The organism is Burkholderia sp. AU33803 (assembly GCF_002223095.1).
Lineage (GTDB): Bacteria > Pseudomonadota > Gammaproteobacteria > Burkholderiales > Burkholderiaceae > Burkholderia.
This window is the reverse complement of sequence record NZ_NKFJ01000005.1, coordinates 490,043-511,945: the sequence shown is the minus strand read 5'-3', so window position 1 is coordinate 511,945 and position 21,903 is coordinate 490,043. Positions and strand designations below refer to the sequence as shown.

The 21,903-nt window shown below is 67.6% G+C and carries 21 protein-coding genes and 1 riboswitch; of the genes, 6 read left to right on the top strand and 15 right to left on the bottom strand.

Going from position 1 to position 21,903, the window contains the following annotated elements:
• Nucleotides 1–36 precede the first annotated feature (36 nt).
• From lnt to CFB41_RS14230, 8 genes are all read right to left on the bottom strand, one after another.
• Nucleotides 37–1,725, bottom strand: a complete 1,689-nt coding sequence (gene lnt / locus CFB41_RS14260; RefSeq protein ID WP_089456883.1) for an apolipoprotein N-acyltransferase — start codon at nt 1,723–1,725, stop codon at nt 37–39.
• Nucleotides 1,726–1,777: 52 nt separating this feature from the next.
• Nucleotides 1,778–2,665, bottom strand: coding sequence for an HlyC/CorC family transporter (locus CFB41_RS14255; RefSeq protein ID WP_039360042.1), 888 nt, complete (start codon nt 2,663–2,665; stop codon nt 1,778–1,780).
• 306 nt (nt 2,666–2,971) lie between these two features.
• Complete coding sequence (locus CFB41_RS38120) at nt 2,972–3,124, bottom strand: hypothetical protein (RefSeq protein ID WP_179250021.1); 153 nt, start codon at nt 3,122–3,124, stop codon at nt 2,972–2,974.
• 70 nt (nt 3,125–3,194) lie between these two features.
• Nucleotides 3,195–3,827, bottom strand: coding sequence for a gamma-glutamylcyclotransferase (locus tag CFB41_RS14250; RefSeq protein WP_089440970.1), 633 nt, complete (start codon nt 3,825–3,827; stop codon nt 3,195–3,197).
• A 12-nt stretch (nt 3,828–3,839) separates the two neighbouring features.
• Nucleotides 3,840–4,616 (bottom strand): rRNA maturation RNase YbeY, encoded by a 777-nt coding sequence (gene ybeY, locus CFB41_RS14245; RefSeq protein WP_089456882.1) that lies wholly within the window; start codon nt 4,614–4,616, stop codon nt 3,840–3,842.
• A 147-nt stretch (nt 4,617–4,763) separates the two neighbouring features.
• Nucleotides 4,764–5,810, bottom strand: a complete 1,047-nt coding sequence (locus CFB41_RS14240; protein ID WP_089426281.1) for a PhoH family protein — start codon at nt 5,808–5,810, stop codon at nt 4,764–4,766.
• Nucleotides 5,811–5,835: 25 nt separating this feature from the next.
• Nucleotides 5,836–7,209 (bottom strand): tRNA (N6-isopentenyl adenosine(37)-C2)-methylthiotransferase MiaB, encoded by a 1,374-nt coding sequence (gene miaB / locus CFB41_RS14235; RefSeq protein WP_089440968.1) that lies wholly within the window; start codon nt 7,207–7,209, stop codon nt 5,836–5,838.
• Between the two features lie 215 nt (nt 7,210–7,424).
• Nucleotides 7,425–8,357 carry a LysR family transcriptional regulator gene (locus CFB41_RS14230; protein WP_089440967.1) on the bottom strand — a complete coding sequence of 311 codons (933 nt, stop codon included), beginning with the start codon at nt 8,355–8,357 and terminating at the stop codon, nt 7,425–7,427.
• Nucleotides 8,358–8,504: 147 nt separating this feature from the next.
• Between CFB41_RS14230 and CFB41_RS14225 the strand changes: the two genes are divergently transcribed.
• From CFB41_RS14225 to ribB, 3 genes are all read left to right on the top strand, one after another.
• Nucleotides 8,505–9,680 (top strand): MFS transporter, encoded by a 1,176-nt coding sequence (locus tag CFB41_RS14225; RefSeq protein ID WP_089457198.1) that lies wholly within the window; start codon nt 8,505–8,507, stop codon nt 9,678–9,680.
• A 230-nt stretch (nt 9,681–9,910) separates the two neighbouring features.
• Complete coding sequence (locus tag CFB41_RS14220; RefSeq protein WP_069248802.1) at nt 9,911–10,612, top strand: helix-turn-helix domain-containing protein; 702 nt, start codon at nt 9,911–9,913, stop codon at nt 10,610–10,612.
• Nucleotides 10,613–10,807: 195 nt separating this feature from the next.
• A riboswitch (FMN riboswitch) is annotated at nt 10,808–10,956 on the top strand.
• A 118-nt stretch (nt 10,957–11,074) separates the two neighbouring features.
• The gene (gene ribB, locus CFB41_RS14215; protein WP_089456881.1) at nt 11,075–11,785 is read left to right on the top strand and encodes a 3,4-dihydroxy-2-butanone-4-phosphate synthase; all 711 of its coding nucleotides are present in this window, start codon (nt 11,075–11,077) and stop codon (nt 11,783–11,785) included.
• A 101-nt stretch (nt 11,786–11,886) separates the two neighbouring features.
• Here ribB and CFB41_RS14210 read toward each other — a convergent pair whose 3' ends face one another.
• The 5 genes from CFB41_RS14210 to glpD all read right to left on the bottom strand — a co-directional run bounded on the left by CFB41_RS14210 (nt 11,887) and on the right by glpD (nt 16,931).
• Nucleotides 11,887–12,573 (bottom strand): HAD family phosphatase, encoded by a 687-nt coding sequence (locus CFB41_RS14210; RefSeq protein ID WP_089456880.1) that lies wholly within the window; start codon nt 12,571–12,573, stop codon nt 11,887–11,889.
• Nucleotides 12,574–12,606: 33 nt separating this feature from the next.
• On the bottom strand, nt 12,607–12,993 hold the full coding sequence (locus tag CFB41_RS38940) for a hypothetical protein (RefSeq protein WP_179250043.1): 387 nt from the start codon (nt 12,991–12,993) through the stop codon (nt 12,607–12,609).
• Nucleotides 12,994–13,000: 7 nt separating this feature from the next.
• Nucleotides 13,001–13,717: an MIP/aquaporin family protein gene (locus CFB41_RS14200; RefSeq protein ID WP_006484467.1), complete on the bottom strand. Its 717-nt coding sequence runs from the start codon at nt 13,715–13,717 to the stop codon at nt 13,001–13,003.
• Between the two features lie 82 nt (nt 13,718–13,799).
• Nucleotides 13,800–15,302, bottom strand: coding sequence for a glycerol kinase GlpK (gene glpK, locus CFB41_RS14195; RefSeq protein WP_089456878.1), 1,503 nt, complete (start codon nt 15,300–15,302; stop codon nt 13,800–13,802).
• Nucleotides 15,303–15,407: 105 nt separating this feature from the next.
• Nucleotides 15,408–16,931, bottom strand: a complete 1,524-nt coding sequence (gene glpD / locus CFB41_RS14190; protein ID WP_089456877.1) for a glycerol-3-phosphate dehydrogenase — start codon at nt 16,929–16,931, stop codon at nt 15,408–15,410.
• Between the two features lie 162 nt (nt 16,932–17,093).
• On the opposite strand from glpD, the gene CFB41_RS14185 reads away from it, so the two are divergent.
• The gene (locus tag CFB41_RS14185; RefSeq protein WP_089456876.1) at nt 17,094–17,462 is read left to right on the top strand and encodes a hypothetical protein; all 369 of its coding nucleotides are present in this window, start codon (nt 17,094–17,096) and stop codon (nt 17,460–17,462) included.
• 91 nt (nt 17,463–17,553) lie between these two features.
• Here CFB41_RS14185 and CFB41_RS14180 read toward each other — a convergent pair whose 3' ends face one another.
• Together CFB41_RS14180 and CFB41_RS14170 are read right to left on the bottom strand one after the other, a co-directional pair.
• Nucleotides 17,554–17,751 carry a hypothetical protein gene (locus CFB41_RS14180; protein WP_011353109.1) on the bottom strand — a complete coding sequence of 66 codons (198 nt, stop codon included), beginning with the start codon at nt 17,749–17,751 and terminating at the stop codon, nt 17,554–17,556.
• A gap of 303 nt (nt 17,752–18,054) precedes the next feature.
• A complete protein-coding gene (locus CFB41_RS14170) occupies nt 18,055–18,834 on the bottom strand; it encodes a DeoR/GlpR family DNA-binding transcription regulator (protein ID WP_006493999.1) in 780 nt (259 codons plus the stop codon).
• Between the two features lie 227 nt (nt 18,835–19,061).
• Between CFB41_RS14170 and CFB41_RS14165 the strand changes: the two genes are divergently transcribed.
• A complete protein-coding gene (locus CFB41_RS14165; RefSeq protein ID WP_089456875.1) occupies nt 19,062–20,702 on the top strand; it encodes a gamma-glutamyltransferase family protein in 1,641 nt (546 codons plus the stop codon).
• 326 nt (nt 20,703–21,028) lie between these two features.
• Nucleotides 21,029–21,856 carry a ferritin-like domain-containing protein gene (locus tag CFB41_RS14160; protein ID WP_039360322.1) on the top strand — a complete coding sequence of 276 codons (828 nt, stop codon included), beginning with the start codon at nt 21,029–21,031 and terminating at the stop codon, nt 21,854–21,856.
• Nucleotides 21,857–21,903: the final 47 nt, after the last annotated feature.

The window sequence follows — 21,903 nt, the reverse complement described above, 5'->3', positions numbered from 1 at the left end:
CGGCCGCCACGCACTGCGCAGCGGCCGCCCGTTGCGTCATTCCGGCTGGTCGTCGTCGTTCTTCTTGCCGTTGCGCCGGCGCAGCCCCGGGCCGAACGTGAAGCCGAACGCGAGCAGCACGAGCGACACCGCGAGCACGATGTTGTTGCCGCTCGTCACGTAGGGCGTGAAGCCGCTCGTGCCTTCGATCCGCACGTCGAGCGAGCCGATCGTGAACGGCTTCAACTGCCCGAGCACGCGGCCGCGCGCATCGATCGCGGCCGTCATCCCCGTGTTGGTCGAGCGCAGCATCGGCCGGCCCGTCTCGAGCGAGCGCATCCGCGCGATCTGCAGGTGCTGGTCGAGCGCGATCGTGTCGCCGAACCACGCGAGGTTCGTCACGTTGACGAGCACGCCCGGCGGCTGCGGGTTGTCGCGGATCGTCGCGGCGATTTCCTCGCCGAACAAGTCCTCGTAGCAGATGTCGGCCATCACGGGCTGGTTGTGCACGAGGAACGGCTTCTGCACGGGCGCGCCGCGTGCGAAGTCGCCGAGCGGCATCTTCATCAGGTCGACGAACCACCGGAAGCCCCACGGGATGAATTCGCCGAAGGGCACGAGGTGGTGCTTGTCGTAGTGATAGATGTCGCGCGAATTCGGCGTCACGCCGTACAGGCTGTTCGTGTAGTCGACATAGTGGCCGTCCTCGGTCACCGATGCGCCGACCGCGCCGAACAGCACGGCCGAGCCCGTCGTGTCGCTGAACTTGCGGATCGCGACGGCGAACGGCTCGGGCAGCTCCTGGATCATCACCGCGATCGCGGTTTCGGGCGTGACGATCAGGTCGGCCGGCTTCTCGATGATCATCTGCGTGTACATCTTGATCGCCGCGTCGATGCCCGCTTCCTCGAACTTGATGTCCTGCTTCACGTTGCCCTGCAGCAGCCGCACCGTGAGCGGCTTGTTCGCGGGCACGGTCCACGTGACCTGCGACAGGCCGATACCGGCCGCGATCAGCGCGAGCGCGATGCCGGCCGGCACGGCGACGCGCACGCGCGCATCGCCGGCGCGGGGCTCGGCGAGCGGCGACGGCCGGGCGGCGGCGAGCGCCTGCACGACGAGCGCGGCGAACAGCGCGAGCACCCACGCGATCCCGTACACGCCGGCGACCGGTGCGAAGCCCGCGAACGGGCCGTCGACCTGCGGATAGCCGCTGGCGAGCCACGGGAAGCCGGTGAGGACGGTGCCGCGCAGCCATTCGCCGAGCGCCCAGGCGCTCGCGAACGCGAATGCGCCGTGCCAGGTCGGCGAGAACGGCCGCGGGTCGGGCGTGCGGCGATGCCATGCATGGCCCGCGCAGAACGACCACAGCCCGGCGGAGAACGCCGGGTACAGCGACAGGTACAGCGAGAACAGCACGAGCGCGCCGCCCGCGAGCGGCGCGGCCATCTCGCCGTACACGTGCATGCTGATGTAGAGCCACCAGATGCCGGTGATGAAGTTGCCGAAGCCGAACGCGCCGCCGGTGAGCGCGGCGCTGCGCCAGCTTGCGGTGCGCGTGAGCTGCGCGAAAAACCAGACGAATACGACGAGTTGCAGCCAGCCGCCATGCGGCGTCGGTGCGAAGCTGAGCGTATTGGCTGCGCCGGCGAGCAGCGCGGCCGGGTAGTGCCAGCGCGGCAGCGCGCGGCCGGGAGTCGGCGCGAGCAGGCCGCCAGCCGGGCGGGACAGGATCGGATCGTCCATGTGAAGCGGAAGTGGGCGAGCGGTTGTGGAACGCGCGGCTGGCGCGCGACGGTCAGTCCTCGTGCGAGGCTTCGGCGCGACGGCTGGCGAGTGGGTTGCGGCGCACCAGCAGTACGTGGACCTGGCGCGCATCGCCGCGCTGGATCTCGAACACGAGGTTGCCGAGCTGCAGCTTTTCGCCGCGGTGCGGGACGCGGCCGAAATGATGCGTGATCAGCCCGCCGATCGTGTCGACTTCGTCGTCGGGGAAATCGGTGCCGAACGTCTCGTTGAACTGCTCGATCTCGGTGAGCGCGCGTACGCGGTAGCGGCCGTCGGGCCCCGAGATGATGTTGCCGGCTTCCTCGTCGAAGTCGTATTCGTCCTCGATGTCGCCGACGATCTGCTCGAGCACGTCCTCGATCGTGATCAGGCCCGCGACGCCGCCGTATTCGTCGACGACGATCGCGAGGTGGTTGCGGTTCACGCGGAAGTCGTGCAGCAGCACGTTCAGGCGCTTCGATTCGGGAATGAACACGGCCGGGCGCAGCATCCCGCGCACGTCGAATTCCTCTTCGGCATAGAAACGCAGCAGATCCTTCGCGAGCAGCACGCCGATGACGTTGTCGCGGTTCTCCTCGTACACGGGGTAGCGCGAGTGCGCCTTCTCGAGGACGAACGGGATGAAATCTTCGGGTTTGTCGGCGATGTTGATCGCGTCCATCTGGGCGCGCGGCACCATGATGTCGCGCGCGCACAGGTCGGATACCTGGAACACGCCTTCGATCATCGACAGCGAATCGGCGTCGATCAGGTTGCGCTCGTGGGCGTCCTGGAGGATTTCCAGCAGCTCGCCGCGGGATTCGGGCTCGGGCGAGATGAAGTCGGTCAGGCGCTCGAGCAGCGAGCGCTTTTCTTGCGGTTTGTCGGTTAGCTTACGACTGGGATACGAATCGTTCATGGTGGTGCGCCCGGGTCATGCCGGAGCGCGCGGTCACGGAGTAGGCAAGGATACACCAAGGGCACGACGCGACCGTGTCACACCGGCCGCCCGGCCAGGGTGGGCAGCTCGCGCGGGCCCCGCTCGCGGACGGCCGCGCCGGGCGCGGCATCGTCCTCGGTTCCATCCTATCTCAGAACGGCGCGGCGGGGCAGCGGCGGCAAAAAACGGGTGGGGAAGGGGTGGGGCGCCGCCACCGGGGAAAATGCTCGGCGGCGGCCCGAAGCGGCATTCTGACGCACGCGGGTTGGGTCGCAGCGCCTCGGTTCAGAACCGCATGCCGGCCGAGCAGCCGCCGGCGGCCGCGCCGTTGGTCGCGGCACCGCCGCAGCCCAGGATGCCGCAGCCGGACAGCGCGACGCTCGCGGCGACGATCAGCGCGGCAATCCTGCAATGCGACCAGCGTGACGGTTTCATCATCGGGCGTGCCCTCGTACGAATGCGCATGCGGCGCGGCAGCGCGTGGCGGCAAGCCGGGCGCCGGGCCGCGTCACCGGCATCGCGCGAGCAGCCCTTCGAGTGCGCGATCGGGGATGCCGCTCGCGCGCAGCGCGTCGACCGTGCGGCTCACGTAGTCGAGCGTCGTGCCGTAGCGGCCGGCCGCGCAGCCGAACACTTCCTTCACGACGGGATCGGTCAGCTTGCCCGTGTAGGTCGGCGCGTCGCGGCGCATCACGAACGCGAGCGCGTTCACGCGTTCGCCGCTTTCCAGCGAGCACGGCAACCACGCGGGCCGGTATGAGCCCATCGGCATTTCGCGCTTCCACAACGTTTCGAGGTGCGGTTGCGCAGTCGGGCCGGCGAGCCGGAACGCGATGCCCGAGCAGGAGCCGCCGCGATCGAGCGCGAGCACGAGGCCCGGGCGTTCGGGCGTGCCGCGGTTCACGCGCGACCACAGGTAGAGCCCGCGGTGATAGCCGTGCACCTTGCCGCGCACCGCGGCGACGGTCGGCAACCCCGGGTTCCAGATCAGCGAGCCATAGCCGAACAGCCAGAGATCCTGCTGGCCGTCCCAGTCGCGCATCGTGTGCGCGAGCGAAGCCGCCAGCTCGTCTTCCGTCAGCAGGCGCCCTTCACCGATCGACGGCGGGTAGGCGGGCGGGAGCATCGCGGCGTTGCGCATCGTGCGAAGGGCTTACTGGTATGGGTTCGGAAAGCCCAGCTTCGCGAGGATGTCGACTTCGAGCGCTTCCATTTCGGCCGCGTCCTCGTCGCTCGTCTCGTGGTCGTAGCCCTGCGCGTGCAGCGCGCCGTGCACCAGCAGGTGCGCGTAATGGGCCGTGAGCGGCTTGCCCTGGTCGTGCGCTTCCTTCTCGACGACCGGGCAGCACAGCACGAGGTCGCCGATCACGGTGCCGTCGGGCGCCGCGTCGTACGCGAAGGTCAGCACGTTGGTCGGGTAGTCCTTGTGGCGGTAGCCGGCGTTCAGCGTGCGGCCTTCTTCTTCGCCGACGAAGCGCACCGTGAGCTGCGCACTGGCGAACAGCGCGGGCTCGATCCATTCGGCGATCAGCTTGCGCTTGGGCAGCGTCTTGCGCACGTCGCTCGTGATTTCGTCACCGTATTGCACGGACAGGTCGAGTTCCGGCTCGCGCGGTGCGTCTTCGGCGTCGTCTTCGCGCGGGGCGGGCTCGGCACCCACGTGCAGCGTCACGCTGTCGTAGTGCTCGGGCTGCAGCGCGAGCTTCGCGCGCATGGCCGGATCGTTGTGCTGCGCGACGATCGCGACGGCGGCTTCTCCCGAACTGCCCGACAGGTCGAACATCAGGCTGCGGCCATCCGGGAAGTCGATTCGCAGCCCTTGCGCGTTGACGGTCCGGGCCTTGCCCTTCGCATCGAACAGCGAAAGGCGGGGGGAGGCGGGCGCGGCCGACTGGGCGCGCCCGGACTTGCGGGAACGGGAGGATTTCATGACGCGTACGGCGATTAGGACGCGTTGAGGATACACCAAACGGCCGATCGCACCCGAATTCGCGCAGGCGAAAAAAAGCCCGGCGCGCCGTCTGGCGGGCCGGGCCGGGCTGTCGGGCCGGGGCGGCGTACGGGCGCCGCCGGCCGGTCAGCCGTCCTGGTGCTGCGCGTGGAATTCGTCGTACGCCTCGACGATGCGCGCGACGAGCGGATGGCGCACGACGTCCGCGCTGGTGAAGCGCGTGAGCGCGATGCCGCGCACGCCGCCGAGCACCTGCTGCGCCTCGACGAGGCCGCTCTTGTGGCCGCGCGGCAGGTCGACCTGGCTCGTGTCGCCGGTCACGACCGCCTTCGAGCCGAAGCCGATCCGCGTGAGGAACATCTTCATCTGCTCGGGCGTCGTGTTCTGCGCCTCGTCGAGGATGATGAACGCGTGGTTCAGCGTGCGGCCGCGCATGTACGCGAGCGGCGCGATCTCGATCATCTGGCGCTCGAACATCTTCGCCGTCTTGTCGAAGCCGAGCAGGTCGTACAGCGCGTCGTACAGCGGACGCAGGTACGGGTCGACCTTCTGCGCAAGATCGCCCGGCAGGAAGCCGAGCCGCTCGCCGGCCTCGACGGCCGGGCGCGTCAGCACGATCCGCTTGACCTGGTCGCGCTCGAGCGCGTCGACCGCGCACGCGACCGCGAGGTAGGTCTTGCCGGTGCCGGCCGGCCCGATGCCGAACGTCACGTCGTGCGACAGGATCTGCTTCAGGTACTCGCGCTGCGCCGGCGTGCGGCCGCGCAGGTCGGCGCGCCGCGTGTAGAGCTTCGGCGCGGGCTCCTCGTCCGGCTCGCTGGCGTCGAGCTGTACGACGGGCTCGTCGAACGGATGGTCGGGGTCGCCGCGAAAGCGCACGTCGAGCGTGTCCTGACGGCCGTTGCCGGACGTGTGGCGCACTTCGACCAGCGCGAGCTGGATGTCGTCGACCGACAGCGCATCGCGCGCGCGGTTGTAGAAGTTCTCGAGCGCGGCGAGCGCGAGCTTGGCGCCGCGCCCGCGGATCGCGATCCGGTGGCCGCGTCGCGACAGCGTGACGTCGAGCGCCTGTTCGATCTGCCGCAGGTTCTCGTCGAGCGGGCCGCAGAGGTTGGCGAGGCGCGCGTTGTCGTCGCGCGGCGCGACGAATTCCAGTGCTTGGGTCGGCTTCAAAGTGGCGTCGGGCTCCTGTTGAGCATCAGTGCGTGGCCGCGCTCGCGTCGTCGCTGACGAGCACGAGCTCGCCGCGCAGCGAATGCGGGTACGCGTGGTTGATTTTCACGTCGATCATCTGGCCGATCAGGCGCGGGTGCGACGCGAGCGGCGCCGGGAAATTCACGACCCGGTTGTTCTCGGTACGGCCCGCGAGTTCGTTCGGGTCCTTGCGCGACGGGCCCTCGACGAGGATCCGCTCGACCTTCCCGACCATCGACTCGCTGATGCGCGCGACGTTCTCCTCGATGGTCGCCTGCAGATGTTGCAGGCGTTTGAGCTTCACTTCGCGCGGCGTGTCGTCATGCAGGTTCGCGGCCGGCGTGCCGGGGCGCGGGCTGTAGATGAACGAGAAGCTGGTGTCGTAGCGCATCTCGTGCACGAGCGCCATCATCTTGTCGAAATCGTCCTCGGTCTCGCCGGGGAAGCCGACGATCATGTCGGTCGACAGCGACAGGTCCGGGCGGATCGCGCGCAGCTTGCGGATCACCGACTTGTATTCGAGCACCGTGTAGCCGCGCTTCATCGCCATCAGGATGCGGTCGGAGCCGTGCTGGACGGGCAGGTGCAGGTGGCTCACGAGCTTCGGCACCTTCGCGTAGGTGTCGATCAGGCGCTGCGTGAATTCCTTCGGATGCGACGTCGTGTAGCGGATCCGCTCGATGCCGGGAATGTCGGCGACGTATTCGATCAGCGTCGCGAAATCGGCGATTTCCGACGAGCCGGCGGCCAGCGCGCCGCGATACGCGTTCACGTTCTGGCCGAGCAGCGTGACTTCGCGCACGCCCTGGTCGGCGAGGCCGGCCACTTCGGTCAGCACGTCGTCGAGCGGGCGCGACACTTCATCGCCGCGCGTGTACGGCACCACGCAGTAGCTGCAGTACTTCGAGCAGCCTTCCATGATCGACACGAACGCGCTCGGCCCCTCGACGCGCGCGGGCGGCAGGTGGTCGAACTTCTCGATTTCGGGGAACGAGATGTCGACCTGCGCACGGCCGCTCTCGCGGCGTGCGTCGATCATCTGCGGCAGGCGGTGCAGGGTTTGCGGGCCGAACACGAGGTCGACGTACGGCGCGCGCGACACGATCGATGCGCCTTCCTGGCTCGCGACGCAGCCGCCGACGCCGATCAGCAGGCCGGGCTTCGCTTCCTTCAGCTCGCGCACGCGGCCGAGATCGGAGAACACCTTCTCCTGTGCCTTTTCACGCACCGAGCAGGTGTTGAACAGGATGATGTCCGCGTCTTCCGGCGTATCGGTCTTTTCGAGGCCTTCGGCCGCATTCAGCACGTCCACCATCTTGTCCGAGTCGTACTCGTTCATCTGGCAGCCGAAGGTCTTTACGTAAACTTTCTTGGTCATGGGGGTTCGCCGTTCGCAGTGGTTGACCTGGGGGCGTCGTCTATAAGGTGAATCGGGACGGCCGTGCGCTGCACGCGGATGGCGCGCAGCCAGCATGAAAAGCCGTCGGGAAAGCCTTTCATTATAGCTTTTCAGGCCCCGACGGACGGGCGGCGGGTTGCGGGCACGCGACGCCGGTTTTCACGTTCCGACCCTGCATGATGGCGGGCCGGCCGTCAGCGGCACGCGTTCAGCAGGTCGTCGAGCGCGGCTTCCTCGCGCGCGAAGCGTTCGGCGAGAAAGTCGAGCAGCACGCGCACGCGCGGCGCCATGTAGCGCTTGCTGTGATAGATCGCGTGCAGCGGCGCGTCCTGGTGCCGCCAGTCGGGCAGCAGCACGCGCAGCCGGCCCGCGCGGACGTCGTCGGCAATGTCCCACAGCGACTTCAGCGCAATGCCGTGGCCGCGCAGCGTCCATTCGCGCGTGAGGCCGCCGTCGTTGGTCTCGAACGCGGTCGACACGGGCACCGTGTGGATCTGCACTTCGTCGCCGCGCGTGAAGTGCCAGGTGTTCATCGGGCCGGACGCGATCGTGATCACGTTGCAGGGAAAGCGGGCCAGATCGTGCGGGTCGGCCGGCACGCCATGGCGTTCGACGAACGACGGCGCCGCGCACAGCACGCGCCGGTTGGTCGCGAGCCGGCGGGCGATCAGCGCGCCGTCGGGCGGCGCGGCGAAGCGGATCGCGAGATCGATTTCGTCCTGCCACAGGTTCGACGATGAATCGGACGCCGTCAGCGAGAACGTGACGCCCGGATGCAGCGTCGTGAATTCGTGGAGCCAGTCGAGCAGCTGGTGGCGGCCGAAATCGGATGTCGACGACAGCCGCACCTTGCCGCTCACGACGTTGCGGCCTTCCTGCAGCATCGCGTCCGCGTCGTCGAGCGCCTGCAGCGCCTGACGGCAGCAGTTCAGGTACAGCTTGCCCTCGTCGGTGAGCCGCAATTGCCGCGTCGAGCGTTCGAACAGCCGCGTCGCGGTCTTCGCCTCGAGCTTCGCGAGCCGCGCGCTCGCGGCGGCCGGCGTGAGGTTCAGCTTGCGCCCGGCGGCGGACAGGCTGCCCAGTTCGGCCGCCTCGACGAACAGCCGGATATCGCCCAGTCGGTCCATGCAATTTTCCAAAAATATTTGAAAATGGTTCAAATGCCACGCCAATTATCAAATATAGGCGTCTTCGGGACAATGCGCGCACATCCCGCTTTCTTGTGCGGTGCGGCATCGGACTGGCGCCGCGTCCGCCGCCTTCCGGAGAACGTCATGCCCATTCCGTTACTGGCGCTTGCGATCAGCGCCTTCGCCATCGGTACCACCGAGTTCATCATCATGGGCCTGCTGCCCGAGGTCGCCCGCGACCTGGCCGTGTCGCTGCCGTCGGCCGGCCTGCTGGTCACGGGCTACGCGCTCGGTGTCGCGGCCGGCGCGCCGCTGCTCGCGGTCCTGACGAGCCGCATGCCGCGCAAGGCCGCGCTGCAGTGGCTGATGGCGATCTTCATCGTCGGCAACGTGCTGTGCGCGACCGCGTCCGGCTACGCGATGCTGATGGTCGCGCGGGTCGTCACGTCGTTCGCGCACGGGTCGTTCTTCGGGATCGGCGCGGTGGTCGCCGCGTCGCTCGTGCCGGCCGACAAGCGCGCGAGCGCGATCGCGCTGATGTTCACAGGGCTCACGCTGTCGAACGTGCTCGGCGTGCCGTTCGGTACCTTCGTCGGCCAGTTGCTCGGCTGGCGCGCGTCGTTCTGGATCGTCGCCGCGCTCGGCGTGCTGTCGCTCGGCGGCGTCGCCGCGCTGGTGCCGAACCGCCACGACAGCGGGCCGGTCGGCCTCGGCCAGGAAGTGCGCGTGCTGAAGGAGCCGCAGGTGTGGCTCGCGCTGCTGATGACCGTGCTCGGCTTCGGCGGCGTGTTCGTCGTGTTCACGTACATCGCGCCGATCCTCCAGTCCGTGTCGGGCTATTCGCCGCACGCGGTCGCGCTGATCCTCGTGCTGTTCGGCGCGGGGCTGACGATCGGCAACACGCTTGGCGGCAAGCTCGCCGACCGCGCGCTGATGCCGTCGCTGATCGCGATCCTCGTCGCGCTGATGGCCGTGATGGTCGTGTTCGCCAAGACGAGCCACCACCCGGTCGCGGCGGCCGTCACCGTGTTCGTATGGGGGATCGCCGCATTCGCGACGGTGCCGCCGCTCCAGGCCCACGTGGTCGAGAAGGCCGCGAGCGCGCCGCATCTCGCATCGACGCTGAACATCGGCGCGTTCAACGTCGGCAATGCGCTCGGCGCGTGGCTCGGCGGCCTTGCGCTGGAACACGGCCTGGCGCTCGATGCGCTGCCGTGGGTGGCCGTCGCGGTGACGTTCGCGGCGCTCGTCGTCACGGGGTTCGCGATGCGGCTCGACGCGCGCGGGCCGGCGCGCGGGACGGCGCCGGCGGCGCAATGAGCGGTGCAATGAGCGGTGCAACGCGCGGCGCCCGCACGACGCGATAGCGGCGGGAAAAGGTTCGCGGGGAACGCATTCCTCCGCGATGCTGATAACGGTGTGAAGATAACTTCGTTTGCCGGTGCAAGACCGGGTGATAGCGTCTCGATACGCGCCGTTGCTGGCGCAACCCGATTCCGATCCCGGCTTACCCCATACGCAGGGCTGCACCGCGGCCCGGAGGCAATGCTATGTCTTCATCCCTGGCGCTCGTGCGCGACGTGTCTTCCTTCGAATCCGGCAATGCCGCCGATGCGCGGGCGTCCGCGTCGCTCGACGTGCTCGAACAGGTCGTCGGCGTGAACCTCGCGCGGTTGCGCGCCGAGCGGCAATTGTCGCTCGATGCGCTCGCGCGGCTGTCCGGCGTGTCGCGCGCGATGCTCGCGCAGATCGAGTCGGCGCGCAGCGTGCCGTCGATCAAGGTGCTCTGCAAGATCGCCGCGGCGCTGAAGGTATCGGTCGCCGCCTTCCTGCGCCGCCATGCGGTGAACGGCTTCGAGCACCTGGCAGCCGAGCGCGCGTCGCGGGTCGTCAGCTCGAACGGCCGCTTCTCGGCGCGGGCGCTGTACCCGGAAGGCGAGCCGGCCGCGGCCGAGTTCCACGAGCTGCGGATCGCGCCGCTGCATACGGAGCCCGGCGCCCGCCGCGCGCCCGGCACGACGGTCAACCTCGTCGTCAGCGAGGGCACGCTCGAAGTCAGCGTGCATGACCGCCGCCAGTTGCTCGCGACCGGCGACGCGATCGTGTTCGATGCCGACCAGCCGTACAGCCTGCGCAACCCGGGCGACAGCGAGGCGCGCGCATTCCGCGTGACGGTGAGCCCCGAGGTGCCGCCGCGCTGGCTCGTGCCCGATGCGGCGCACGCGGCACATGCCGCGCACGCGGCCGGCTGACCGCGCAACGCAGGCCGTACGGAAGCGGGCCGCGTGCTCGTCGTTCGGACGAGACCGCGGGTCGTCCGTCGGCCGTTTGGACGATGCCGTTAGACGGGGTCGTCAGTAAGGTTTTAGGCCGTGTCCGCTGCGCCGAGCGCGCAGCTGTTGTATGCTTGGCCCGCCGTCGATGGGGTTGGCCCATCCGGCAAATCAGTGCGTCTTCAGGGCGGGGTGCAATTCCCCACCGGCGGTAGGCTGGCGTAAGCCGGCGAGCCCGCGAGCGCCCGCGCATCCGCGCGGGGTCAGCAGATCTGGTCGAATGCCAGAGCCGACGGTCATAGTCCGGATGAGAGAAGATGTGCAGATAGTCATGTCCGTCAGGGCCGCTTCGCCAGGTGTGCGAAGCGGGTTGTCGTTCTGTCTGTTTGCAATGCCCTGAAACGTTTTTCGCCCAAATCGTATTTGCGAGGAGCGTTTCACATGTCCTTCATGTCCGTTTCGTCGGCCCCCGCCGACGCCTTTGCCGATCTCCCGTTGCTGGATTCCGAACCGGTGCCGCCGCGCATCGCCGCCGCGCTCGAAGCGATGCGCGCAGGCCGTGCCGTGGTGCTGCAGGACGACCACGACCGCGAGAACGAAGCCGACCTGATCGTTGCCGCCGAGCGCATCACGCCCGAGACGATGGCACTGCTGATCCGCGAATGCAGCGGCATCGTGTGCCTGTGCCTGACCGACGAGACCGTGCGTGCGCTCGAGCTGCCGCCGATGGTGCAGACCAACGAGAGCCGCAACGGCACCGCGTTCACCGTGTCGATTGAGGCACGCGAAGGCGTGCATACGGGCGTATCGGCGGCCGATCGCGTGACGACGATCCGCGCGGCGATCGCGGAAGGGGCGAAGCCGCACGACATCGTGCGCCCGGGCCACGTGTTTCCGCTGCGTGCGCAACCGGGCGGCGTGCTGGCGCGCCGCGGTCACACCGAAGGCACGGTCGACCTGTCGATCCTCGCGGGCCTGAAGCCGGCCGGCGTGCTGTGCGAGCTGATGAATCCGGATGGCACGATGACGCGCGGCGACGATGTCGAGCGTTTCGCGCAACAGCACGGGCTGCCGATGCTCACGATCGCGGAACTCGTCGAGTTTCGCGAGGCGCTGGCCGCCGCGCGCGAGCGCTGCTGCGAACCGGCCTGAGGGAAAGGAAGGGCGGGCGCGTTCGAGCGCCCGTTGCACGGCGTGCGTGAACCGGCGCACGCCGGATCGTCCCGATCAGCCTGATCGGGACGGAACGACCATCAGGACTGTACGTCCCCGAATTCGCCGCGCATGCCGGCTTCGACGAACGCCGGCAGTTCGTCCATCCTGCGCATGATCCGCGTGATGCCCATCGCGCGCAGCGCGTCCGCGTAGTTGTCGGGGATGTGGCTCGCGCCGACGAACGCGATCGTCTTCATGCCTGCCGCCCGCGCGGCATTCAGCCCCGACACGCTGTCCTCGACGACGATGCAGCGCTCCGGCGCGACGCCGAGCGTGTGCGCCGCATGCAGGTAGACGTCGGGGTAGGGCTTCGGCCGCGCCACCTGTTCGGAGCTGAACACGCGATCGCCGAAGATCTCGGTGAGTGCCGCGCGCTTCAGCGAGCTGCGCACGCGCGCGAGCCGGCTGTTCGACACGACGGCCGCCGGCAGGCTCACCTTCAGCAGTGCGTCGCGCACGCCGGAGATGGGCGCGAGCGATTGCGCCAGCGCGCGCTCGATGTTGTGCTCGATGGTCTCGATGAAGTTGGCCGGCATCTCGATCCCGAAGCGGGATTCGATTCCCGCCAGGAAGCGCGACGTCTGCTGGCCGAACGCCGACTTGGCGGCGGCTTCGAAATCGAGATTCGGAAACGTGGCGGACAGCGTGTCGAGCAGGACGCGGTCGGCAATGATTTCGCTGTCGACGAGCACGCCGTCGCAGTCGCAGATGAGGTGATCGAGCATGGTGGTGAAAAAGCGGGAGGTCGGCGACACAGATCAATTCGCCATCATACGTGTATTCGCGCACACGCCGCGCGACGCGTCGGCAAATTTTCCCGACGCGGTCGCGCGCTGACTGCGTCTCGTCCGGGTGGGGTGCCGATCGTCCGGCGGCGGCCCGCTTGCGCGGTTCGTCGCCGCATGCGGTTTCGGCCGCGTGTCGGGGTTCGTCAAGGACATGCGGGTGGCGAGAATGCGGGTCGAGCGCGGGATCGACGTGAACCCGTGGGCTGTCGCGGATGCGAGGGTGAAGCTGAAGTCGCTGATATCGGCCGAGTGAGACCGGCAGCGGAAACGAAGCGGCGAAGCGGCGAAGCCCGAGGGAAGGCGAACGAAGGAAGGAAAGCAAAACGCGCGGCGAAAATCGCCGCGCGTTTCGGTCAAGCGACGATCAGATCGTCGTGTGCAGATGCAGGTACAGGCCGGCGGCCGCGGCGCCGCCGAGCAGCGGACCGACGACGGGCACCCATGCATAGCGCCAGTCGCTGTCGCGCTTGCCGGGGATCGGCAGCAGCGCGTGCATGATGCGCGGCGACAGGTCGCGCGCGGGGCTCATTGCATAGCCGGTCGGGCCGCCGAGCGAGATGCCGATGCCGAGCACGAGCAGACCGACGGGCAGTGCGTCGAGCGCGCCGAGGCCGACTTGCGGCGACGCGAGGTACAGCACGCCGAGGATCAGCACGAACGTGCAGATTGCTTCGGTCAGCACGTTGTGCGTGACGCTGCGGATCGCCGGCGCCGTGCAGAACACCGCGAGCTTCAGGTCCGCATCGGCTTCCTTCGCGAAGTGCTGGCGATAGGCGAGCCACACGAGCAGCGCGCCCGCCATCCCGCCGAGCATCTGCGCGAGGACATAGCCGCCGACTTTCGACCACGCGAACTTGCCCGCGAGCGCGAGACTGATGGTGACGATCGGGTTCAGATGCGCGCCGCTGAACGACGCGGTCACGTAGACGGCGACGAACACGGCCATCGCCCAGCCCATCACGATCACGATCAGGTCCGCGCCTTTGCCCTTGGTCTTTGCAAGCAGCACGTTTGCGACCGCGCCGTTGCCGAGCAGCACGAGGATCGCTGTGCCGATGAACTCTGCAATATAAGGTGACATTGTTTGTCTCTCTTGAGTCACGGCGGACTCGCGCATCGCGCGGTCCGCCGGTGTTGTTGTATTTCGTCTGGATTGCTTGGGATTACTGGGCGTCGTCGGCCCATGCCTTCGCGGCACGCACCGCACGCTGCCAGCCCGACATGCAGCGTTCGACGTGCTCCTTCGGCATCGACGGCGAGAAGCGGCGATCGAGCTGCCACTGGTCGCGCACTTCGTCGAGGTTCTTCCAGTAGCCGATCGCGAGGCCCGCGAGATAGGCCGCGCCGAGTGCGGTCGTCTCGGTGATCTGCGGACGCACCGCGTCGACGCCGAGCAGGTCCGCCTGGAACTGCATCAGCAGGTCGTTCGCGCTCGCGCCGCCGTCCACGCGCAGCTCGCCGATGCTGATGCCCGAATCGGCTTCCATCGCGGCCAGCACGTCGAGCGACTGGTACGCGATCGAATCGAGCGCCGCACGTGCGAGGTGCGCGGAGGTCGTGCCGCGCGTGACGCCGAACACCGAGCCGCGCGCCCGCGCGTTCCAGTGCGGTGCGCCGAGGCCGGCGAACGCGGGCACCAGGTAGACGCCGTCGGTGTGCGGCACGCTCGCGGCGAGCGCTTCGATTTCAGCGGCCGACTTGATGATACCGACGCCGTCGCGCAGCCACTGCACCACCGCGCCCGCGATGAAGATGCTGCCTTCCAGCGCGTACTGCACGTTGTCGCCGATCTGCCAGGCGATCGTCGTGACGAGGTTGTTCTTCGATTCGATCGGCTTGTCGCCGGTGTTCATCATCAGGAAGCAGCCGGTGCCGTAGGTGTTCTTCACCATGCCGGACTGCGTGCACATCTGGCCGAACAGCGCGGCTTGCTGGTCGCCCGCGATACCCGCGAGCGGGATCTTCGACGCGAACACGGTGGTCTTCGTGTGGCCGTAGATTTCCGACGATGCCTTCACCTCCGGCAGCATGCTGCGCGGGATGTCGAGCATGTCGAGCAGTTCGTTGTCCCACTCGCGCGTGTGGATGTTGAACAGCATCGTGCGCGACGCGTTCGTCACGTCGGTCACGTGCAGTTCGTGCTTCGTGAAGTTCCACACGAGCCAGCTGTCGACGGTGCCGAACGCGAGCTTGCCCTGCTTCGCCTTCTCGCGTGCGCCCGGCACGTTGTCGAGAATCCAGCGGATCTTGGTTCCCGAGAAGTACGAATCGATCGGCAGGCCGGTCTTCGCGCGCACCTTCGCCTCGAAGCCTTGCGCCTTCAGCGAATCGCAGAAGTCGGCCGTGCGGCGATCCTGCCAGACGATCGCGTTGTAGACGGGCTGGCCCGTCTCGCGATCCCACACGATCGTGGTTTCACGCTGGTTGGTGATGCCGATCGCGGCGATCGACGTGCCGTTCAGGCCCGTGCGCGTGACGGCTTCGGCGGCGACGCCGGCTTGCGTCGACCAGATTTCCTGCGGGTCGTGCTCGACCCAGCCGGGTTGCGGGTAGATCTGCTCGAATTCCTTCTGGGCGATCGAAACGATATTGCCCTGGCGATCGAACAGCATCGCGCGGGAACTCGTGGTGCCCTGGTCAAGCGCGAGGATGTACTGATCCTGCATGTCTCTCATCTCCATCCGTGGATTTGGCTTAGTTGTGATGCGCGCCGCATGTGGGCGGCGCGTCGGTGAGTCAACGTCGGTCAAGCAACTGCAACTGCATTCCGCTCAGGCATGCGGCGCGTGCGCGGCGGCGAACCACGCGTCGACCGCGGCGGTCACCGCGTCGAGCGTGCCGGGCGCGACGTGCAGGCCGAGCTTCGATCGGCGCCACAGCACGTCCTGCGCGCAGGTCGCCCATTCGGCGTCGCGCAGGTAGCGCAGTTCGGCGTCGTAGAGGCCCGGTGCGATTTCGGTGCCGAGATCGGCGAGTGACTTCGCGCCGTCGATCACGCGCTCCGCGCGCGTGCCGTAGGCACGCGCATAGCGGCGGGCGAGCGCGGCGGGCAGCCACGCATGGCGTTTGGCGAACGTATCGGCGAATGCGTCGAACTTCGCGTTCGCGATGTCGCCGCCCGGCAGCGCGACGCCGGCCGTCCAGGTCTTCGCGTCGCGGCCGAGTGCGCGGCACAGCATGTCGCCGGCTTCTTCCGCGAGCTTGCGGAACGTCGTGATCTTGCCGCCGAACACCGACAGCAGCGGGGCGCCCGCGCCGTCGTCCAGCTCGAGCCGGTAGTCGCGCGTGACGGCCGATGCGTTCGCGGCGTTCTCGTCTTCCAGCAGCGGGCGCACGCCCGAGTAGGTCCAGTGCACGTCGGCCGGCGAGATCTTGCGCTTGAAGTAGCGGTTGATCGAATCGCACAGGTACTGCGTCTCGTCGCGATCGATCGCGACCTTCGCGGGATCGTTCGTGTATTCGACGTCGGTCGTGCCGATCAGCGTGAAATCGTGTTCGTACGGAATCGCGAAGATGATCCGCTTGTCCGGGTTCTGGAAGATGTACGCGTGGTCGTGATCGAACAGGCGGCGCGTGATGATGTGGCTGCCTTTCACGAGCCGTACGCTGTGGTGCGCGCCGCGGCCGAGCGCGCCTTTCAGTACGTCGCCGACCCACGGGCCGGCCGCGTTCGCGATCGCACGCGCATGCACGACGCGGATCGAGCCGTCGGCGTGCTGCAGTTGCGCTTCCCATTCGTCGCCTCGGCGTTCGGCGGACACCAGCTTCGTGCGCGTCAGGATCTGGGCGCCGCGCTCCTTCGCATCCATCGCGTTCAGCACGACGAGGCGCGCGTCGTCGACCCAGCCGTCCGAATAGACGAAGCCGCGCTTGATCGAATCGATCAGCGGCGCGCCGGCCGCATGGCGGCGCATGTCGATGCCGCGCGAGCCGGGCAGCAGTTCGCGTTTCGCGAGGTGATCGTAAAGGAACAGGCCGATGCGGATCAGCCAGGCCGGACGCAGGTTCGGCATGTGCGGCATCACGAAGCGCAGCGGCCACATGATGTGCGGCGCCGCACGCAGCAGCGTCTCGCGCTCCTGCAGCGCCTTGCGCACGAGCCCGAACTCGTTGTACTCGAGGTAGCGCAGGCCGCCGTGAATCAGCTTCGTGCTGGACGACGACGTGTGCGACGCGAGATCGTCCTGCTCGCAGAGCATGACCGACAGGCCGCGGCCGGCCGCATCGCGCGCGATGCCCGCGCCGTTGATGCCGCCGCCGACGACGAGCAGATCGTAGCGATTCGGTTGGGTCACCTGCTGTCCTTATCGTCTGAGGGAAAGGGTTGAACAGAAAATGTTCGAATTCGAAATTTAACGAACGAAATCGAAAAAGTAAAGTTCGATAAAGCGGGGCCAGTAGCGCGCGGCGCGATCCCGGACGATACTGGCGAAATCGACCGTTTCACGAGGTGAATCATGCGTATTGGGATGTGGGCCGGCGCGTGCGCCGTCCTTCTGGCGGGGTGCTCTGCCGGGATGCCGCCGCTCGCCGGCAACTGGCGCACGCCGTCGTTCGCCGACCTGCAGACGTCGTGCGGCGGCACGGCGCGGGACTGGGGCCCGGACGCGCAGCCGGTCTACTCGACGCTGTATGACGCGTACGTGGCGAAACGGTATCGCGGCCTGACCGAGGCGAACTATTGTGCGTTCGTAAACGAACTTTCGACGCACTATGCGGCGCCGGACGCGGCGGCGCGTGCCGGCTGGATCGCGTATTTCAACGGTGCGCGGGCGCAGGCCATCAGCTGGCGGGCGGCGGTCGATCCGACGCTGCGCGGCGGCTGAAGCAGGCTGCGGCGGGGCGGTGGGAGAGAAGCGGGAGTGACCGCGCGGCCCGGCATCCGGGCGGCGCGGTCAGGTCAGGAATGGTGTGGTTTTACGAATAGCGGTACTTGATGGATCGCAGCGCGGCGTCGCCGGTTTCGGTCACGCAGTATTTGCGTCCCGAACCGAGGCCTTCCAGACGGACGAGCTGCTGTTCGAGCAGTGCGTCGATTTCGTCCCGATCCATGTGGGTTTGATCGGGAGCGTCCTTCACAAGCAATAGCGTGGCGAATTCATGCGGACTCAGCATCGTTCTCTCCATGGCGACCAGTCAGCCCGCGCAGCCGGCGCACGGGCCGACGCGCGATACCCATCGGGGTATGGCTTGGGGGGAAAGCTGTATTCGCCGGCCATGCCATTCGTCCGCGCCCTGGCACAGGCGGAACGGTCGAAATAGGCCGGGGAACTGGAGTCTAGTCGAGCGCGCAGGCAACGACAAATCGTGCCCCGTTAATTTTCCCTTTGACAGCCGGACCGCGCGCAAGCGGTTTGCTCGCGACGCCAACTTCTTGATTTCACTTGAAGTTCTGGGTGCGGTGCAGCATCGGAACCGTCACTCGGCGACGTACACCTGGGTGCCGGCGGCCGCCACGGTATCGGCCATCTCGGGCGGCAGCGGCTTGTCGGTGAAGAGCGCGTGCACCTGGCTCAGGTGACCCTGGCGCACCAGCGCGGGACGGCCGACCTTCGAATGGTCGGTCACGAGATAGACGGTGCGCGCGTGCTGCATGATCGCCTCGGCCACGCGTACCTCGCGGGTGTCGAAGTCGCGCAGCGTGCCGTCGGCCTCGATCGCCGACGTGCCGATGATCGCGTAGTCGACCTTGAACTGGCGGATGAAGTCGATCGCGAGTTCGCCGACGATCCCCTTGTCCCATGGCCGCACGATGCCGCCCGTGATCAGCACCTCGCAGTCGGGGTAGCCGCTCATCATCGACGCGACGTTCAGGTTGTTCGTGATCACGTGCAGCCCGTGGTGGCGGTTCAGCGCGCGTGCGACTTCCTCGGTGGTCGTGCCGAGGTTGATGAACAGCGACGCCTGGTCGGGAATGTGCGACGCCGCGAGCGCCGCGATGCGCCGCTTCTCGTCGTGGAACATCCGCTGGCGTGCGGTGTACGACACGTTCTCCGAGCTGGTCGGCAGGCTCGCGCCGCCGTGGTAGCGGCGCAGCAGGTTCAGGTCGGCCAGCCAGTTCACGTCGCGGCGGATCGTCTGCGGCGTCACCGCGAAGTGCGCGGCGAGATCGTCGACGGTCACGAAGCCGTCGCGCTGCACCCATTCGAGCAATTCCTGCTGGCGCGCGTTGAGGGTGAGGCGGGGATCTCGGGTCATGGCTCGATGGTCGTGTCGTGAGACGGAGCGGGTATTGTAAGGGCGGCAACGACGTTCAGCCGGCCCGGCCGGCAGGGTTACCTGATATTCATGCGGAAATCGCATGGATTCATGTGACAAATGAATTTGTGCGATTGTGCCGATCGCGCTGCAATGGCGGATTGCCCGCGCACGCGGGGGGGGGGCGCGTCCGGCGCGATCATTCAGCTTTCGACGAGGTGGAACCGATGACTGGCTTCAACTGGCACAACCCGTATCCGACGACCCGCATTCCGGTGTTCGCGCGCAACGTCGTGTCGACGTCGCACCCGCTCGCCGCGCAGGCCGGGCTGCGGATGCTGTGGAAGGGCGGCAACGCGGTCGATGCGGCTCTGGCCGCCGCGGCTGCGATCACGGTCGTCGAGCCCGTGTCGTGCGGGCTCGGCGGCGACGCGTTCGCGCTCGTGTGGGACGGCGAGCGGCTGTCCGGGCTGAACGCGTCGGGCGTCGCGCCGGCCGCCTGGAACGTCGACTATTTCCGCAAGCGCCACGGCGAGGCGGGCAACGGCATCGCGAACAAGCCGACGCGCGGCTGGGATACCGTCACCGTGCCGGGCGTGATCGCGGGCTGGGAAGCGCTGCATGCGAAGTTCGGTTCGCTGCCGTTCGCGGACCTGCTCGAACCGGCGATCGAGATCGCGGAGCGCGGCTATGCGGTGCCGCCGATCGTCGCGCACAAGTGGGCGGCCGCGGTGCCGGAACTCGAGGGGCTGCCGGGCTTCGCGGACACCTTCATGCCGCACGGCCGCGCACCGCAGGTGGGTGAGCGCGTGTGCCTGCCGGGCCATGCTCAGACGTTGCGCACGCTGCAGAAGGAGGGTGCGCGCGCGTTCTACGAGGGCGCGCTCGCAGAGCGCATCGCCGCGTTCTCCCGCGAAGGCGGTGGCGCGCTGACCGCAGCCGACCTGCAGGCGTACCGGCCGGAATGGGTCGAGCCGATCGGCAAGCGCTTCGGCCGTCACACGATCCACGAGATTCCGCCGAACGGGCAGGGCATCGCCGCGCTGATCGCGCTCGGGATTGCCGAGCACGCGGGTGTGACCGAATGGCCAGTCGATTCGGTCGACTCGCAGCATCTGCAGATCGAGGCGATGAAGCTCGCGTTCGCGGACGTCTATCGCTACGTCGCCGATCCACGCGCGATGGAGCTCACGCCCGAGCAGATGCTCGACGACGCGTATCTCGCCGAGCGCGCGAAACTGATCGATCCCGCGCGCGCGACGCACTTCGCCGCCGGCCGGCCGCATTCGGGCGGCACGATCTACCTGTCGGCGGCCGACGAGCGCGGGATGATGGTGAGCTTCATTCAGTCGAACTACATGGGCTTCGGCTCGGGGCTCGTCGTGCCCGGTACCGGCATCGCGCTGCAGAACCGCGGGCACGGCTTCTCGATGGATCCGGCTTCGCCGAACGTCGTCGCGGGCGGCAAGCGGCCGTTCCACACGATCATCCCGGCATTCGTCACCGAGGAGGTCGACGGCCGGACCGAGGCCGTGATGAGCTTCGGCGTGATGGGCGGCGACATGCAGCCGCAAGGGCACCTGCAGACCGTCGTGCGGATGCTCGGCTACGGGCAGCAACCGCAGGCGGCCTGTGATGCGCCGCGCTGGAAGGTCAACCGCGACTTCACGCTCGACGTCGAGGCGACGATGCATCGCGCGACCGTCGATGCGCTGGCCGCACGCGGCCATACGATCAAGTCGATCGACGATCCTTACATGGATTTCGGTTCGGGGCAGTTCATCTGGCGTCTCGATCGCGACGATCGCGAGCGCGGCTACGTGGCCGCGAGCGACAGCCGGCGCGACGGTCTGGCGGCCGGTTTCTGACGGATTCCCGGCGGCTTTCGCCGGCATGTCGTGTGCTTCGCGGGCGGCCGATCGGCCGCCCGTTTCGTTTGCGGCAAGCCGTATCACCGCGCGGGCGCGAGCGGTTTGAAGGACTCGTCTAACGAACGGCAACAGACGCCGTGGAACTGCGCTTGTCGGGTATGGTCAGTGCTTTGAAGCATGAACATCAAAGTCCGGCTAAGATGCCAGCATGGTTCGGCCGGACCAATCCACTATAAACGCAAGTAAAACGCCGCCTGCGGGATGGCCGGCGCCTGTGCCGAAGGCATGGGCCGGCCCCGCGCGACGACTGGGAGCGCACTACCATGGACACCAAAACGACGCATGTGATGCCGTGGCGAATCGAGGACATCGACCTGAACCGGATCGATCGTCAACGTGCCGCCGCGAACGAGGATCTGTTGCTGCTGCTGTGCGCGTCGTCGTTCATCGAAAGCGGCTCGGATCTCTACACGAGCAATCTGAGCCAGTTCTTCAACGACGATCCGGAAGTCTCCGCATGGCTCAACAATGCATGGGAGCACGAAGAATTGCAGCACGGGCGCGCGCTGAAGGCGTACATCGCGCACGTGTGGCCGGAGTTCGACTGGGATACCGCGTTCGCGAACTTCTTCGCCGAGTATTCGCAGACCTGCAAGGTCGAGGCGTTCGAGAAGACCCGCGCGCTCGAGATGGTCGCGCGCTGCGTCGTCGAGACGGGCACGGCCACGCTCTATCGCGCGATCAACGAGTGCTCGGACGAGCCCGTGCTGAAGGAAATCACCGACAACATTCGCACTGACGAAGTACGCCACTACAAGCACTTCTTCAAGTTCTTCAAGAAGTACAACCAGGTCGAAGGCAATGGCCGCCTTGCGGTGCTCGGCGCGCTGGCGCGCCGCGTGATGGAAATCAAGAACGAGGATTCGGAGATCGCGCTGCGCCACGTGTTCGCGGTGCGCTATCCGGATCGCGTCGGCGACAGCCAGTACAACCGCGAACGCGCCGCGCGCATCAGCACGCTCGTGCGGCGCAACCTGTCGGCCGACATGTGCGTGAAGATGCTGCTCAAGCCGCTCGACCTGCCCGCGAAGATCCAGCCGGGCGTTCACTATCCGCTCACGAAGATCACGCGGCACGTGTTCCTGCGCTGAGCGCCGCGGCGCGGCCCGACGCGCGTATGCTGCGGCTTCTTGATCCG

Coding starts and splice junctions, on each gene's coding strand:
- lnt (WP_089456883.1), bottom strand. CDS start 1,725: ATGGACGATCCGATCCTGTCCCGCCCGGCTGGCGGCCTGCTCGCGCCG.
- CFB41_RS14255 (WP_039360042.1), bottom strand. CDS start 2,665: ATGAACGATTCGTATCCCAGTCGTAAGCTAACCGACAAACCGCAAGAA.
- CFB41_RS38120 (WP_179250021.1), bottom strand. CDS start 3,124: ATGATGAAACCGTCACGCTGGTCGCATTGCAGGATTGCCGCGCTGATC.
- CFB41_RS14250 (WP_089440970.1), bottom strand. CDS start 3,827: ATGCGCAACGCCGCGATGCTCCCGCCCGCCTACCCGCCGTCGATCGGT.
- ybeY (WP_089456882.1), bottom strand. CDS start 4,616: ATGAAATCCTCCCGTTCCCGCAAGTCCGGGCGCGCCCAGTCGGCCGCG.
- miaB (WP_089440968.1), bottom strand. CDS start 7,209: ATGACCAAGAAAGTTTACGTAAAGACCTTCGGCTGCCAGATGAACGAG.
- CFB41_RS14230 (WP_089440967.1), bottom strand. CDS start 8,357: ATGGACCGACTGGGCGATATCCGGCTGTTCGTCGAGGCGGCCGAACTG.
- CFB41_RS14225 (WP_089457198.1), top strand. CDS start 8,505: ATGCCCATTCCGTTACTGGCGCTTGCGATCAGCGCCTTCGCCATCGGT.
- CFB41_RS14220 (WP_069248802.1), top strand. CDS start 9,911: ATGTCTTCATCCCTGGCGCTCGTGCGCGACGTGTCTTCCTTCGAATCC.
- ribB (WP_089456881.1), top strand. CDS start 11,075: ATGTCCTTCATGTCCGTTTCGTCGGCCCCCGCCGACGCCTTTGCCGAT.
- CFB41_RS14210 (WP_089456880.1), bottom strand. CDS start 12,573: ATGCTCGATCACCTCATCTGCGACTGCGACGGCGTGCTCGTCGACAGC.
- CFB41_RS14200 (WP_006484467.1), bottom strand. CDS start 13,717: ATGTCACCTTATATTGCAGAGTTCATCGGCACAGCGATCCTCGTGCTG.
- glpK (WP_089456878.1), bottom strand. CDS start 15,302: ATGCAGGATCAGTACATCCTCGCGCTTGACCAGGGCACCACGAGTTCC.
- CFB41_RS14185 (WP_089456876.1), top strand. CDS start 17,094: ATGCGTATTGGGATGTGGGCCGGCGCGTGCGCCGTCCTTCTGGCGGGG.
- CFB41_RS14180 (WP_011353109.1), bottom strand. CDS start 17,751: ATGCTGAGTCCGCATGAATTCGCCACGCTATTGCTTGTGAAGGACGCT.
- CFB41_RS14170 (WP_006493999.1), bottom strand. CDS start 18,834: ATGACCCGAGATCCCCGCCTCACCCTCAACGCGCGCCAGCAGGAATTG.
- CFB41_RS14165 (WP_089456875.1), top strand. CDS start 19,062: ATGACTGGCTTCAACTGGCACAACCCGTATCCGACGACCCGCATTCCG.
- CFB41_RS14160 (WP_039360322.1), top strand. CDS start 21,029: ATGGACACCAAAACGACGCATGTGATGCCGTGGCGAATCGAGGACATC.